The 13,832-nt window shown below is 63.4% G+C and carries 13 protein-coding genes and 1 tRNA gene; 11 read left to right on the forward strand and 3 right to left on the reverse strand.

Going from position 1 to position 13,832, the window contains the following annotated elements; genetic code table 11:
* The first annotated feature begins 189 nt into the window (after positions 1 to 189).
* Entirely contained in the window at positions 190 to 414 is a 225-nt protein-coding gene (locus UB31_RS33675; protein ID WP_045007438.1) for a hypothetical protein, read from the forward strand.
* A gap of 6 nt (positions 415 to 420) precedes the next feature.
* Here the strand turns inward: UB31_RS33675 and glmU are convergent, their stop codons facing one another.
* On the reverse strand, positions 421 to 1,788 hold the full coding sequence (glmU, locus tag UB31_RS33680; protein ID WP_045013956.1) for a bifunctional UDP-N-acetylglucosamine diphosphorylase/glucosamine-1-phosphate N-acetyltransferase GlmU: 1,368 nt from the start codon (positions 1,786 to 1,788) through the stop codon (positions 421 to 423).
* A 174-nt stretch (positions 1,789 to 1,962) separates the two neighbouring features.
* Here glmU and UB31_RS33685 point away from each other — a divergent pair, with 174 nt between their 5' ends.
* Both UB31_RS33685 and UB31_RS33690 read left to right on the forward strand, forming a co-directional pair.
* Positions 1,963 to 3,327 carry a hypothetical protein gene (locus UB31_RS33685; protein WP_045013957.1) on the forward strand — a complete coding sequence of 455 codons (1,365 nt, stop codon included), beginning with the start codon at positions 1,963 to 1,965 and terminating at the stop codon, positions 3,325 to 3,327.
* A 408-nt stretch (positions 3,328 to 3,735) separates the two neighbouring features.
* On the forward strand, positions 3,736 to 4,116 hold the full coding sequence (locus UB31_RS33690) for a hypothetical protein (protein ID WP_045013958.1): 381 nt from the start codon (positions 3,736 to 3,738) through the stop codon (positions 4,114 to 4,116).
* Here UB31_RS33690 and UB31_RS33695 read toward each other — a convergent pair.
* Entirely contained in the window at positions 4,076 to 5,635 is a 1,560-nt protein-coding gene (locus UB31_RS33695) for a glycoside hydrolase family 17 protein (RefSeq protein ID WP_045013959.1), read from the reverse strand. The genes UB31_RS33690 and UB31_RS33695 overlap by 41 nt on opposite strands.
* 330 nt (positions 5,636 to 5,965) lie before the next feature.
* On the opposite strand from UB31_RS33695, the gene UB31_RS33700 reads away from it, so the two are divergent.
* The 5 genes from UB31_RS33700 (at position 5,966) to UB31_RS42965 (ending at position 10,973) form a co-directional block, all read left to right on the forward strand.
* Positions 5,966 to 6,559, forward strand: coding sequence for a hypothetical protein (locus UB31_RS33700; protein ID WP_045007443.1), 594 nt, complete (start codon positions 5,966 to 5,968; stop codon positions 6,557 to 6,559).
* Positions 6,560 to 6,772: 213 nt separating this feature from the next.
* Complete coding sequence (locus UB31_RS33705; protein ID WP_045013960.1) at positions 6,773 to 9,436, forward strand: glycosyltransferase; 2,664 nt, start codon at positions 6,773 to 6,775, stop codon at positions 9,434 to 9,436.
* Positions 9,437 to 9,775: 339 nt separating this feature from the next.
* Positions 9,776 to 9,851, forward strand: a tRNA-Lys gene (locus tag UB31_RS33710).
* A 217-nt stretch (positions 9,852 to 10,068) separates the two neighbouring features.
* Positions 10,069 to 10,263 carry a hypothetical protein gene (locus UB31_RS40875; protein ID WP_082078727.1) on the forward strand — a complete coding sequence of 65 codons (195 nt, stop codon included), beginning with the start codon at positions 10,069 to 10,071 and terminating at the stop codon, positions 10,261 to 10,263.
* Positions 10,264 to 10,589: 326 nt separating this feature from the next.
* Positions 10,590 to 10,973 (forward strand): hypothetical protein, encoded by a 384-nt coding sequence (locus UB31_RS42965; RefSeq protein WP_349643879.1) that lies wholly within the window; start codon positions 10,590 to 10,592, stop codon positions 10,971 to 10,973.
* 170 nt (positions 10,974 to 11,143) lie between these two features.
* Here UB31_RS42965 and UB31_RS33720 read toward each other — a convergent pair whose 3' ends face one another.
* Positions 11,144 to 11,812, reverse strand: coding sequence for a hypothetical protein (locus tag UB31_RS33720; RefSeq protein ID WP_045013962.1), 669 nt, complete (start codon positions 11,810 to 11,812; stop codon positions 11,144 to 11,146).
* A gap of 325 nt (positions 11,813 to 12,137) precedes the next feature.
* On the opposite strand from UB31_RS33720, the gene UB31_RS42320 reads away from it, so the two are divergent.
* The 3 genes from UB31_RS42320 (at position 12,138) to UB31_RS33730 (ending at position 13,414) form a co-directional block, all read left to right on the forward strand.
* Positions 12,138 to 12,308 carry a hypothetical protein gene (locus tag UB31_RS42320; protein ID WP_197090883.1) on the forward strand — a complete coding sequence of 57 codons (171 nt, stop codon included), beginning with the start codon at positions 12,138 to 12,140 and terminating at the stop codon, positions 12,306 to 12,308.
* Positions 12,309 to 12,759: 451 nt separating this feature from the next.
* Positions 12,760 to 13,002 (forward strand): hypothetical protein, encoded by a 243-nt coding sequence (locus UB31_RS33725; RefSeq protein ID WP_045007446.1) that lies wholly within the window; start codon positions 12,760 to 12,762, stop codon positions 13,000 to 13,002.
* Positions 13,003 to 13,174: 172 nt separating this feature from the next.
* Positions 13,175 to 13,414 carry a hypothetical protein gene (locus UB31_RS33730; protein ID WP_045007447.1) on the forward strand — a complete coding sequence of 80 codons (240 nt, stop codon included), beginning with the start codon at positions 13,175 to 13,177 and terminating at the stop codon, positions 13,412 to 13,414.
* Positions 13,415 to 13,832: the final 418 nt, after the last annotated feature.

The raw sequence follows: 13,832 nt of genomic DNA on the forward strand, positions 1-13,832 counted from the left end.
CGCCTAAACGACACGCTCGGTTCTTAGCGAAATTCCTAAGGAACCAGATACTCAATAATTATGACGGATTGCGACAGCATCGGATGATGGCACACCTTCACCTGCGTCGATGTGGCCGGCCTTTAACCGCGCACATTAACTCGTTGTCAACAAGTTTGGCCAACCATTCCCGCCCGGGAGATCAAGGCCATGAAAGCCACGTCCGACCGCAAAGGTCTGCCACCCAAATATCTGCTCGCCAGCGAGACCGCGGGCACGCACCTCGCGCATTGGCCGCCGCCCCACCGCGGCAAGGAAAGCAAGCCGGTCTTGGTCTTCACGAAGCTTGCCGAAGGCGAGCCAGCGAAGCGTGCAAGGCCGCGTGGCTGGCGCCTGACGCGCGCGATCTTCTCCGAATTCGCCGACGACGAGTAACGCCGCTCACTTCTCCGGCTTCTTTTCCGCTTTCTTGCCGCTGGTCTTCATCTCGCGGTAGCGCGCCGCGCCGCCTTCCCTGATGGTCTGCTCGCTACGCTCCAGCGCCATCGCATCATCGGGCACATCGCGCGTGATCACCGAGCCAGAGCCGATATAGGCGCCGTTGCCGATCTTCACCGGTGCGACCAGCGAGGAGTTGGTGCCGACGAAGGCGCCCTGCCCAATCACCGTCTTGTGCTTCTTGAAGCCGTCGTAGTTGCAGGTGATGGTGCCGGCGCCGATGTTGGAATTGGCGCCGATGTTGGCGTCACCGATGTAGGAGAGATGGTTGACCTTGACGCCGGCCTCCAGGATCGCGGCCTTGGTCTCCACGAAATTGCCGATGCGCGCGCCATCGCCGAGCGAGGTGCCGGGCCGCAGCCGCGCATAGGGGCCGATCGAGACGTTCTTGCCGAGGGTGGTCTGCACGATATGCGAGAAGGAATGGATCACCGTGCCGTCGCCGATCGCGACGCCCGGTCCGATCACCACGAACGGCTCGATGGTGACGTCCTTGCCGAACACGGTGTCGGCGGCGAGGAAGACGGTTTCAGGTGCGATCAGCGTGACGCCGGCTTCCATCGCCGCCTTGCGCAGCCGCGCCTGCATCACGGCTTCGGCTTCTGCAAGCTGCGCCTTGGTGTTGATGCCGCGCACTTCGTCCTCGCTGGTCTCGATCACCACGGACTCCCATCCCTGTTCGCGGACGATTCCGACCGCATCCGTCAGATAATATTCGCCCTTCGAATTCGTATTGCCGATCTTGTCCAAGATCGCGAGCGCGCGGCGTCCGTCGATCGCCATCACGCCGGCATTGCACAGATCAATCTTGCGCTCTTCAGCGCTGGCATCGGCCTGCTCGCGGATCGCGACCAAGCGGTCGCCCTCGACGATGAAGCGGCCGTAGCCGGTGGGATCGGCTGCGCGAAAGCCGAGCGCGGCGATGGCAGCGCCTTTGGCAAGCGGCGCGCGCAGCCGCGCAAAGGTCTCGGCCGAGATCAGCGGTGTATCGCCAAACGCGATCAGGAGATCATCCACGCCACGCGCGATCACCTCGCGCGCCGCCAGCACCGCATGCGCGGTGCCGAGCCGTTCGGCCTGCACGAAGGTGAGCGCGTCGGGGCGGATGCGCTTGGCTTCATCCGCGACCGCCTGATGGTCGGGACCGATCACGACCGCGAGCGAGGTGCCGGTTCCCTTCGGTGCGGCGCCGAGCACATGGGCGAGCAGGCTCTGGCTCGCGACGGGATGCAGCACCTTTGGCAGGCTCGATCGCATGCGCGTGCCTTCGCCGGCGGCGAGCACGATCGTGAGGCTTGAGCGGGCGGTCATCCAAATCCTGTCAGATACGGCCGAATCGGTTGGCGGCGGCAGGCCGATGCCGTCATGAGCTACCCGCCTTGCTACCCCCGCAAACGCCCGGAATTCAAGTGCGGCACATTTTTACTGCTAATGTTCCCTGATTGATTCGGGGAAGCCGGACAGGGGCTGGGCACTTAAACGTTCATGGCAAAGGATTCCGACCCACTGGCGGATGCCTTCGGCGCCAAGGAGACAGGCGGGCTGTTCTCCGGACTTTTGGCCGAGGAAGGAACGTTCGACCGGCGCATGATGTGGCGGCTGGGCACGTGGGGCGTGGCGGCCGTCGGCGCCGTCGTGCTGTCCGTGTTGGCCAATCAGGCCCAGCTCGGCTGGCGGCGCGACCAGGTCGCCTCGGTCGATCTGTCGCGCCAGGCCGACCGGCTCCAGTTGCTGACGAAGGAAAGCCAGAACGAAGCCCGTCGCCTGGCCTCCGCCATCGAGACGCTGAACACCGATCGCGACCGGCTCTATTCGCGTGTCACCGTGCTGGAGCAAGGGCTGGAGTCCGTCACCGGCGCCATCGCCAAGCAGACGACCACATCGCCGCAGGCGCCCGCGTCGAAGCCGCAGGACGCGCCGGTCGCGGCGGCGCAGCCCGCAGCGCCAGCACCGGATGTCGCGCCGGTCGCCTCCACGGCAGCATCGTTGGTCGACAAGCCGCGCGCAGGTAGCGCGAAGGAGCCAAAAGACACTTCGAAAGAAGCCGCGAAGGACCAGCCGAGCCTGCCGCCGCAGACCGCCGCTGCCGCCTCGCTGGTACCGCAGTCGCCGGCGACGACATCGGCACTGCCAAGCCTGCCGCTCGTGCCATCCAAGTCGATGATGGCGCCGCCCGATCCGGCCGCATCGAAATTGATTCAACCAGAGACGATTGAGAAGGCCGCCGAGAAAAAGCCCGAGCCGGCGCCCGCGCCCACCGAAGTTGCCGCCGCAGTCGCCAAGCCGCCGGAAGCAACTGAAGCCGAGTCTCCCGCGATCGCCGTCCAGCAGACGCGATTTGCAATCGACCTCGGCGGCGCGAACTCGATCGACGGCTTGCGTGCGTTGTGGCGCGGACTGAGCAAATCCAATCCCGAGATCGCAGCGCTGCGGCCGATCATCATTATCAAGGAAGGCAACACCGGCCTCGGCATGCAGCTCCGCTTAGGTGCCGGTCCCCTCGTCAATGCCGCCGCCGCGGCAAAACTCTGCGCGGGCCTGAGCGAGAGCGACCGCCACTGCGAGACCACCGTGTTCGACGGCCAGCGCCTGTCGATGCGCGGCCAGGACAAGCAGGACAAGGGATCGGACAAGGCTTCCGAGAAGAGTCAGGACGCCGTCCCGCAAGCCGAGACCGCGCCTGCTCCCGCACCCGCCGCCAAGCCGGATAAGCACCGCCGCAGCTACTCCTCCAAGCGCTCCAAGCGCGAGGAGCCCGCGCCTGCGCCAGCGGCGCAACCGGCGGCTGCGGCAGCGAAGCCGGAAACAGCGTCCGCGGGATCGACGCTGTCATCGTTCTTCAGGCGGTAGAGGATCGGAGCTCGTGGTTGATCACGGGCATGACTTGCCTGAGCGACTCCGCCCGACTGTCATCACCTGGATTTTTGGCTAAACGGCCGCCATCAACTGGCTAATCTTGATTGCCGCACAGACGATCATGCCCCAAAGCGCGAAATTGATCTGCAACGCCTCAGTCATTGCCATCCCCGCTCGTTTCCTGGCAGTCGCGTTCTTGAACGACGTGATCTGCTGCTAATTGGATCAGCAATCACGCCTGCGATTCACGTCAAATGTTAGGCGTCGCCGACGGTCTGGCAAATCCGTATCGCTACGGTGGGGACACTTCGGTCTTCGCAACCTCCCGCTCTGTTGTCGCGGTGGGTAGAAAAATCCTCCTCCCCTGTTGCCCCATCCCCCCTTCCCGACCATATTGCGCCCATGAAGAAAAAGCCGTTTCGCCTCACGCCCTATCAGGTGCAATTCCTGCTCGTCGTCGGTTTCGTCACCGTCGGCTGGGCGCTCTATGTGCGCTATCTCGCGATCGAGTTCTCGCAAGTCGCGCTCGCCTGCGATGCCGGCTTGCAGACCATGATCTGCAAGGCGCGCTCGGTGTCGACGTCGCTGTTCAAGAATTCGGTGTTCGGCATCGTCGCGCTGGTCATCGCGACGCTGAACCTGATGCGGCCTTCGATCGTGCTGCTCACGCTCGGCGTGATCGCAGCCGGCCTCGGCATCGTGCTTTACAACATCGTGCTGGCGGGGCTGGCGATCGGGCTGCTCATCCTTGGCTTTGCTCGGCCCGCGCCCGCCACAGCGTGAGCGCGAACAACAGGTAGATCGCGCAAGTCCACATCGCCTGCCAGTTCTCGCGACCTTCGTTCAGAAGCATGTAGGCCGCACACAGCGCCAGCACGCCAGCGAACACCGCTTCCGCGATCGGGCGTACGCCGATCGGCGGTCGGTTCAGCATCAGCAGTGCGAACGGCACCACCGCCATCGTCAACGAGGCGTAGGGGAAGTCGCGGTAGCGCGGATCGAACACGAAGCCGAGCGCGGTTTCGGCCGCGATCACGGCGGTCACCGCCAGCGTCAGGCCGAGCACGGCGGTGAGCTTCGACCATTTCCGCTCCTCGCGCGGGCCGAGAATATCGAGGAAGGTCGGCAGGCTGCGGCCGATGACGAGCGCCTGCGCGCAGAAGATCGGCGAGAGGATGCCGGCCAGAAGCAGCGTGCCCCATTGCAGCCAGCCGCCCCAGCCGTAGCTCTCATAGAACATCTTGTCGGCGCCGATCCCGAGCAGGATGCCCGCCGATGTCGCCGAGATGCCGACGCCGAGCCAGGCTGAGAAGCGCGGCGTCCAGGGTCTGCGCCGCAGCGTGATGCCGGCGACCGCGAACACCAGCACGCTCAGGCCCATGCCGGCGCCCATGTACCATTTCCACAACGGGAAATTGCTGATCGGCTCGCCCGGCGGATATTTCAGTTGCCGCCGCACGGAATCGAACAGGCCCCAATAGCCGCCGACGGTGCCTTCGAGCCGCCGCTTCCACGGCTGGTCATAGGCCTCGATCAAATTGACGCGGAATTTCTGCGCTTTTGCGATGCCGAGGATCTCCGAGACCACGCGGGCCTGGTTGGTGCGCGAGGGCAGCGCGCCGTCGCGCATGCGGCCTTCGCTCGGCCAGCCGGTCTCGCCGATCAGGATCTCCTTGCCGGGAAACGCGACCGCCATACGCTCGCGGATTGACTCGACATGGGCGGCGGCGAATTTCGCGCGCACCGGCATGTCTTCCCAATAAGGCAGGATGTGAATCGTGACGAAGTCGACGGCGTCATAGACCTCGCGGTTCTTCAGCCAGTATTCCCAGACATCGGCATAGGTGACGGGCACGGTGACCTGCGCCTTCACCGAGCGGATGATGGCGGTGAGGTCCGACGTCGTCATCTCCCCGCGCAGCAGCACCTCGTTGCCGACGACGAGCGCGGAGATGGTGCCGGGGAAGTCCTTGGTGAGGCGGACGGCGGTCGCAACTTGCGCCAAATTCTTGGCGCGGTTGCTGCCAAGCCAGATGCCCTGGATCACCTTCAGCCCGCCGATCTTCGCCGCAACCGCCGGCACCTGGTCGAGCCCGTTCTCGATCGAATAGGTGCGGACGCAGTCGGTGATCTCCTTGAGCTGGCGCAGATCCTGCTCGAGCTGGTCGGCCTCGATATGGGTCCATTCGTTCAGCGGCGTCTGGTCGCCGCGGAACGGTGCGTAGGAGACGCATTGAACCTTGTCATTGGGATCGATGGGCGCGCGCGCGAGCGTGATCGGCGTGGCCAGCCACCACCACACGGCCGCAATCGCACAGAGGGAGACGAGCAGGAGCGCCAGTGGCGTACGAAGTGAAATCGGTTCCGTCCTCCGCGAAGGGTCCGTCGATTACCTGCTCGCACGCCATCTGCCAAGGGGGGACGCAGGTGGGCTGCGCCCTCTCCCCCGGCGAATTGGCCTGCGGCCGTTCGACCAAGCCATAGGATCGTGACTTTGCTGGACAACAATCCAAATAAAGGCCATGGAATTTTGCGGGACTTTTCCGCCGCATTGGAGACCCATTTGGACGCCATCACCGACGCGTCCGCGATGTCCTCCGCGCGGGCGGTCAGCTGAGATATTGGGGAATTCATGCGGCGACGGGTGTTCGAGTTACGAAATGCGGCCCTGCGGCAGTTCGCCGCCACCTTGGCCGTGTCCGGCCTTGTCCTCCTGGCCGGCCTCGGTGCCGCCTCCGCCCAGAGCGGCTCACCCGCCCCGGACCAGGGCAAGGCCGCGACCCAGCCCGCCGACGCCGCCAAGGACGCGGCCCAGAACCAGCGCCGCACCGATGAGTTCGCGGAAGCAGCCCAAGTCATCAACGGCCCGGCGGGCAATCCCGAATGCGTCTGGCTCGGCCGGCGCGTGGTCCGGCTGATGTGGCGGGATGACCTCGATACCGCGTTCCGCCACCTCGACCTCTATGACCGCTTCGGCTGCCCCGGCGGCCACATCCAGGCGGCGTTCCGCTGCCTGACCCGCTTCGGCGCCCAGATCGATCCCAAGGTCGCCGAGACCCTGGACAGCCGTGTGCACGCTTGCTGGATCAACCCGGCCTCCCAGCCGCAGCAGGCATCGGCGGCGGGGTCGCAGCCGGCGGCACCGACCACCGGCAATTCGCAAAGCCCCCAGCCGGCCGCAAGCCCCTCGCCTGCGGCAAGTCCGTCGCCCGCGCCCCAGAAATAGCTGCGAACGTTTCAGCCGCCGTTCAGGAACGATCGGCGATAGCAATTGTTGGCACAGCCGCGCTCCCAAAAAGGCCATGCCCTTATCCGGACATGAGGCCATGACAGTTGTGAAACCGCGCGGCAGAGGTATGCTCCACTTGCCGCGGACTCGGTCGGATCTCGGGGTCGGATCCGCTTCCCTGCCACCCCAGCCCCTTTTGGTTTAGCCGCGATGCGCGTTGTCGCCGCCGTTCTGTTGCTCGTGTCCGTGCTTCACGCCGGCATCTGGGGAGTCCTGCGCGACAGGGAACCCGCGCCCGACTTCAGGGGCCTGTTGCCGAGCCTGTCCTATACGCCGTTCGAACCGGGACATGTTGTCGACGACAACGTCGACCCCGACAAGATTCGTGCCGATCTGAAAAAGCTCTCGACCCTCACGCGCGCCATCCGATCTTACTCCGCGACGGAAGGCAACGAGCTGGTGCCGCCGATCGCCGCCGAGTTCGGGCTCAAAGTCACGGTCGGCGCCTGGATCGGCAAGGACCCGGACCGCAACGAGCGGGAGATCAAGGCCGCCATCGAGCTCGCCCGCAAGAACAGCAACGTCAACGGCGTCGTCGTCGGCAACGAGGTGATCTACCGCGGCGAGCAGAAGGTCGAAGACCTGATCGAGATGATCAAGCGGGTGAAGAGCGCGGTCCGCGTGCCTGTCACCACCGGCGAGATCTGGAACATCTGGCGCGACAATCCGGACCTCGCTTCCAACGTCGATTTCATCGCCGCGCACGTGCTGCCTTATTGGGAAAATTTCCGCTCGGACCAGGCGGTCGACCAGGCCGTCGACCGCTATAACCTCCTGCGCAACCTGTTCCCCGGCAAGCGCATCGTGATCGCCGAGTTCGGCTGGCCGAGCGCGGGCTACAATTTGCGCAACGCCGACCCCGGTCCGTTCCAGCAGGCGCTGACCTTGCGCAATTTCGTCAGCCGCGCCGAAGGCCTCGGCATGGAGTACAACATCGTCGAGGCGATCGATCAGCCCTGGAAATATTTCGAAGGCGGCGTCGGGCCCTATTGGGGCATCCTCAACGCCAGCCGCGAGCCGAAATTCGCCTGGACCGGCCCGGTCGAGAATCCCGACTATTGGAAGCTGATGACGATCGCGCTGCTGGTCGGCGTCCTGCTGTCGCTGCCGATCCTGCGGCTGGAGCATCCGACCGCGCGTCAGGCGTTCCTGCTGTCGGCAACCGCCAATGGCGTCGGCGCCTGGGCCGCGACCGTGTTCGCGTTCTGGAACGGGCACTATTTCATCTTCGGCTCGGCCTTCGCGCTGACGCTCGGCATGATCCTCCTTGTTCCCCTTGTGCTGATCGCGATGGCGCGGATCGACGAGGTCGCAGCCGTGGCCTTCGGCCGGCCGCCGCAGCGGCTCCTCACCAAGGGCAAGCCGGTCGCCGACGTGCCGGAGAATTACTACCCAAAAGTCTCGATCCACATCCCCGCTTATTTCGAGCCGGTCGAGATGCTCAAGCAGACGCTCGATGCGCTGTCGCGGCTCGACTATCCGAACTACGAATGCGTCGTCATCATCAACAACACGCCGGATCCGGCCTTTTGGCAGCCGATCCAGGACCATTGCCGCACGCTCGGTGAACGCTTCAAGTTCATCAACGCCGAGAAGGTGAAGGGTTTCAAGGCGGGCGCGCTGCGCATCGCCATGGACCGCACGGCAGTGGATGCCGAGATCATCGGCATTCTCGATGCCGACTATGTCGTCGATCCCGACTGGCTCAAGGACCTGGTGCCGGCCTTCGCCGATCCGCGCGTTGGCCTCGTGCAGGCGCCGCAGGAGCATCGCGACGGCGATTTGTCGATCATGCACTACATCATGAACGGCGAGTACGCCGGCTTCTTTGACATCGGCATGGTCCAGCGCAACGAGGTCAGCGCCATCATCGTGCACGGCACGATGTGCCTGATCCGCCGCGCTGCGATGGACATGGCCGGCGGCTGGTCGAGCGACACGATCTGCGAGGACTCGGATCTCGGTCTCGCGATCCAGGAGCTCGGCTGGGTCACCCACTACACCAACCACCGCTACGGACAGGGCCTCTTGCCCGACACCTACGAGGCCTTCAAGAAGCAGCGTCATCGCTGGGCCTATGGTGGCCTCCAGATCGTCAAGAAGCACTGGCGGCACTTCCTGCCCGGACGGAGCCGGCTGACGCCCGACCAGAAGCGCGAATATGGTTTGGGCTGGCTGAACTGGCTCGGCGCCGAAAGCCTCGGCGTGGTCGTGGCACTGCTGAACCTGATCTGGGTGCCGATCGTCGCCTTTGCCGACATCGCCATCCCCGACAAGATCTTGACGCTGCCGATCATCGCCGCCTTCATCGTGTCGCTGGCGCACTTCCTGTCGATGTACCGCCTGCGTGTCGCGATCAAACCCGGCCAGATGCTGGGCGCCATGATCGCGGCGATGAGCGTGCAGTGGACGGTGTCGCGCGCGGTGGCACAGGGCCTCATCACCGAGCACATTGCGTTCGCGCGCACCTCCAAGGGCGGCCTGTCGCGGATGTCGATCGAGTTCCAGGCGTTCTGGGAAGCCGTGATCGGCGCCCTGCTCCTGATCGGCGCCGGCGTGCTGATTGCCTCTAATAGCTTTAGGCAGATCACCGAGATCTACATCTTCGCCGGCGTGCTCGTGCTGCAAAGCCTGCCGTTCCTGGCCGCGGTCGCAATCGCCATCCTCGAGCTCAGCCGCATCAACTCGTTCCAGTTCTGGCGTGACAGCGCGATCCGCACGGCCGAGCTGATCGGCCTGCGCCCCGTCGCCCTGCCGACGCCCGCCGGCACCGCGCAGCCGGTGCCGAGCGAGGTGCGGCAGGAGGCGAACTGATCCTCGGTGCCTCGAAGGCTTGCTCCGGGCGCCACGGACCCGCGCCTCCAAGGGGCGTCGCTCTTCGGCGTGGATGACGAGCGACCAATCAGGTTGAAAATCCCGGGCTAAGCGACGGAAACGTCGTGCAAATCCCCGCCTCTGCCGCGATCTTCGGCAGCCGCGTGCGCTATTGACCTCAGCGCCCCATCCCCCTACACAGCGCGGGCCGAAAGCATGATCCGGAAACAGCCTCACCGGCTTTCCCCGCAACGCTTAGTCAAACGTGGCGGCAAGACATGCTTCTCCAAATGACCGACGACGATGGCGATCGATTTTTAGAACCATCAGCGGCCATGGGAGCGCGTAGCTCAGCCGGTAGAGCACGTGACTTTTAATCACGGGGTCCTGGGTTCGAGCCCCAGCGCGCTCACCACCCAATGTCGATAACTCGCGCCAGATTGCGAAGACGCGGAGAGAGCCATGCGTTGGCAAAATCGATTGCCGCCCCCGGGCGAGCGCAGCGTTAATTCGCCTTCGGCTGGCGCAACTGTTCCCCAACTCAAACGTTGAGCATTATCGTCGCCCGATCCGTGGCAGTTGCCGGCGATGAGAACGCCGGTCGCGCTCCCGCCCATGATAGGGAGCAGCGCATGCGAGTTCGCACCAAGCAATCATCGACGCTCGGAGATCGCCTCAAGAAAGAGGCGCGGAATTTGCGCAAGCAAGCTGAAGGCATGCCGCCCAGCATTCGCCGCGACGAGCTTCTGAGGAAGGCTGAGCAAACAGATACCGCTGCTCACATGAATGAGTGGCTATCGTCGCCGGGATTTCAGTCGCCGAAATAGGCTGTGAAACCAAACCACCCCTCGTTCCGCACGAGCGTCGCCAAGCGTCGGTTTGAGCTTGATCGCGTGATGCGTCCACCAACGAACCTTTTGGCTGGCTGTCCAGACTAAGAAGAAGCCGGGATTTTGTTAGTTCCCTCCCGGGGCTGGACCGGCGCCGTCTGCGAGTTGATTTCAAGCGGGCGGCGTTGTGTTGTCCACACCGACGATGGCGCGTCTGGCCAGGAACCACAACGCAGCTCAGAGATTGAGATAGTGGTCTGTGGCGCGATACTAGTTTCGCGCCATCCACCCGGAACGGCCCATCGTCGGACGCGCGTTCGGAGATGGGCCGGTTCTCGTTTAGGGCCGGGTTTGCCTTTGTTAACTTTTCCGGCATGAGCAGAATTGACCATATGTCCGGTGCCGGACATGCGAAACTCGGCCGGTCACCGCACGGTCCTTGGCTTTTATCGGTGATGAGAACGCCACCGGCGCTCGCGCCCCTTCCCCGGATGGAATGGAGCAGCGCCATACAGCGACGCCGTTTCGAGCAAGCCGCATCCCTTGAAGAACGTCTTGCCGAACAAACGCAGCGCCTTCGCGAGGAAGCCAATTCGCTTCCGCCAGGTATCGCGCGTGAGCAAGTAATCCGCAAAACCCGGCAAGCCGAGACCGGCGCACATATCAGCGAATGGCTAAGTTCGCCGGGATTGCAGTCTCCGAAGTGAACTTTGAAGCAGCGACCGCCCTGTACGGTCCCGACGACATTGCGGTGACAGTGCATCTCACTATCCGGAATGCAGCCGGCATCGATTGACATGAAGCCCCGCGCAGCGTGGACCTGCGGGCGAGCTAGCACGGACACAGTCCCAAGCGTTTTGCTTGACTTGACGTGCCTTCAGCTTTCCGGGGCTGAAACTGTAGCCGGCACAGTTAGGGGCGCTCCTCCAACCGAAATGGGCCCTATAGATTTCGATTGCCGAACCAGCCGTTTGCGCATCGCGGCAGACAGTCCATACCGAGCATGCGCTCTTCGAATGGAGGACGTGACGTCCGACATCATTGCACCTTGCAGCGCATCGATTTTCGCGATGAGCGTCGAAAGCTGCGGCGATATCTTCTTCACGTCGACCCGTTCGTCCGTGATGCTCTGTCGCAAAGAGAGGAGGATCGTTGAATCCTGCTGCCGCAGAGCCGCATTTTGCTGCAACGAGGAATTGATCTCCTGCAGCGAGGCGACCTGATGCTGCTGGGCCGATTGAATATCCTTCAAGGCAGCGACAACCGGATCCGGTTTTGGCGCGGAAGCTTCCCGCCGCGGAAGCAGTTCAGCTAAATTGCTGACATTCTGCGACAGAAAATCAGACGGCAAGGTATAGATGGCCGCCGAGCCATTGATGGCCAAGGCGCACACCGACAGTGCCAGGATCGATTTCCTGCTGGACCGCTTGCTCGGTGCTGGAGCTTCCGGGGCTGCGGGTTCGGATGCCGCGGCTGCGAGTGCCAGTGCTGCGGGGTCGAATTGTTCGACCAGGCCATGCATTTCAGATATCGTGGTCACCTGCATTGACCTCACGTGAGGGAGCAAGAGGAAGCCGTCGCCGGAACGTCCTCGCGACGCCTCCTCTACGCAGCACCCATCTACACAACTGCCTAGAATTGTGGGGTTTTCGGATTAATTCCACGTTAGCGACGTGACCGCCTGGCATGCCCAGCCACCCCGGCTGATTACGGGGCTATGCGATGGAATTGCCCGCGCGGCGTGTCCCGGCTCTCACCGAAGCAAAGTGTTGTGCTCCCCTGAGGAATGGGGCAGCCTGCTTCAAAGCGCGACAAAAGCCGCAGACAACTCACGCGAAAAGTGTAGGATTCGACAAAACGGGAGGAGCGGCATGTTTGAAATCAACGGTTTCGACACGGCAGGCATCGTGAGCCTCAAGCGGCCGTCACTCGCCGCTGCCCTCAAGAAAGCCAAAGAGCTTATCCAGGACGGGTGCTGGGACGTTCAGATCGTTGATCCAAATGGTCGCGTATATACCTCGTTTGAGGAACAGGCCGCTTAGCCACCCCGCCTCCCTCATCTCCTTCGGTTGTTAGCCGCCCCGGCCGACATTGGACGAGGCGTTGTTCAGCCATCGCTGCGTTGCATCATCACTCCACCCGGGGACCGCGAAACGCGCCCGCGAATTCACATCCGCGCTCGGACGTTCCACCACCGGTTGGCGGGCACGAGAGTGACGCACCATTGCAGCGTTTGCAGAGGTGCACAGGACGATCAGGAAACTCACCGCCAAAACAGACCGCATCGCATCAGCTCCAATCGCGCAGCCGCTCGCTGTTATCTGATGCGCCGATTGTTCCGGCACAATCTGTAGCGGGTTCACAGCTACGAGATGGAAGCGAAAGCAGCGCTGTCGCGGTGCCATCAGCTAGCCCTGAGTGCCGCACCGTTGCCAATCAACCGGTTTGGGAGCACGCTCTCCTCAGGCGCGCAGACGCCGCAGGGAGAGAGACATGAAGGAACCGGGCCTGGATGGTCGCCATCGGGACAAGGATGGCGCGATCGGCAAGAAGCACGGCAACACGCTGGTCGGTACTTTGCGCAAGATCTACGGCAAGGGCTTTGCGGCCGGTTATCCCGATGCGACCCAGCTCAGTGAGGTCCTGCATCAGTTGAACGAGACGTCGCTGAGCCAGTTGCGTCGCGATCACGACACCGGGCATTTGGGGCACAAGATCGACCACGCCCCGAAGTGATGGACCTCACTCGGCAAACGTCATGTCTTGCACAGCCTTGGCACCGTGCTGCGCGCGGTTAGCGCGCTGCGGTGCATGAGGCGGAAGCAGATACCGGCAATCTCTCCACCCCAGTTCCGGTTTGAGCGTTCCGACGCTCCGCGCTAGGATGAGCCTTTTACGGAGGCTCATTTTGAAATACCTCATTTTCATCACCGCCATTGCGCTGGCTGCAACGGCTCCCGCCCGGTCACAGGCCCTCGTCGATCCCACCAAGGTCGCTCCCGAATATCGTGAGGCGGCCGAAAAACGCCGCGCCGAGCAGATGCGTCAGCGCGAATGCGCCCTGAAGGCGGATCTCGACAAGGTGCTGCCCAGGGATCGCACCGACTATCTCAACCATTGTCTGAACGCGCTGGCTGCCAAGCAATAGCGCCTGATTGGGCTGTTTTGACGAACTGAGCCTGCCGCCTGTCGCGGCGGGCTGATCGCGCAATCCGCGAGTGCCGCCGAGAAAACACGCGATCACGTCGTAACCAGCCTTCAACCTTTCTTCAGACCTTCGGGCTCACCCTGCCGGCTGATTTCCAATCATCATTGATTGCCCACCCATGAGCTTCGTCCAGGTCCAGTGCACGCGCTGCAAGACGATGTTTCGCGATCGCGCGGGGCGGTTGCAGGATGGCTATTCCCGACAGTGCCCCAGTTGCGAAGTCGTGTTGTTTTTCGCCGAGGACTCGCAACATCCCTTCATCAAGCGCGCGATGCGAAGCGCGCGAAAAGCGCGCAAGGAACAGCACGAGGCCGACGCGATCAGGCGTGCTGCCCCGCCGGAACCGCGTATGGCTCCC

It is taken from the genome of Bradyrhizobium sp. LTSP849 (genome assembly GCF_000938255.1).
In the GTDB taxonomy this organism is placed as follows: Bacteria; Pseudomonadota; Alphaproteobacteria; order Rhizobiales; family Xanthobacteraceae; genus Bradyrhizobium.

What these genes read in the sequence shown, in the direction of transcription:
- UB31_RS33675 (WP_045007438.1), top strand. Translation starts at nt 190, where the DNA reads ATGAAAGCCACGTCCGACCGCAAAGGTCTGCCACCCAAATATCTGCTC.
- glmU (WP_045013956.1), bottom strand. Translation starts at nt 1,788, where the DNA reads ATGACCGCCCGCTCAAGCCTCACGATCGTGCTCGCCGCCGGCGAAGGC.
- UB31_RS33685 (WP_045013957.1), top strand. Translation starts at nt 1,963, where the DNA reads ATGGCAAAGGATTCCGACCCACTGGCGGATGCCTTCGGCGCCAAGGAG.
- UB31_RS33690 (WP_045013958.1), top strand. Translation starts at nt 3,736, where the DNA reads ATGAAGAAAAAGCCGTTTCGCCTCACGCCCTATCAGGTGCAATTCCTG.
- UB31_RS33700 (WP_045007443.1), top strand. Translation starts at nt 5,966, where the DNA reads ATGCGGCGACGGGTGTTCGAGTTACGAAATGCGGCCCTGCGGCAGTTC.
- UB31_RS33705 (WP_045013960.1), top strand. Translation starts at nt 6,773, where the DNA reads ATGCGCGTTGTCGCCGCCGTTCTGTTGCTCGTGTCCGTGCTTCACGCC.
- UB31_RS40875 (WP_082078727.1), top strand. Translation starts at nt 10,069, where the DNA reads ATGCGAGTTCGCACCAAGCAATCATCGACGCTCGGAGATCGCCTCAAG.
- UB31_RS42965 (WP_349643879.1), top strand. Translation starts at nt 10,590, where the DNA reads ATGGGCCGGTTCTCGTTTAGGGCCGGGTTTGCCTTTGTTAACTTTTCC.
- UB31_RS33720 (WP_045013962.1), bottom strand. Translation starts at nt 11,812, where the DNA reads ATGCAGGTGACCACGATATCTGAAATGCATGGCCTGGTCGAACAATTC.
- UB31_RS42320 (WP_197090883.1), top strand. Translation starts at nt 12,138, where the DNA reads ATGTTTGAAATCAACGGTTTCGACACGGCAGGCATCGTGAGCCTCAAG.
- UB31_RS33725 (WP_045007446.1), top strand. Translation starts at nt 12,760, where the DNA reads ATGAAGGAACCGGGCCTGGATGGTCGCCATCGGGACAAGGATGGCGCG.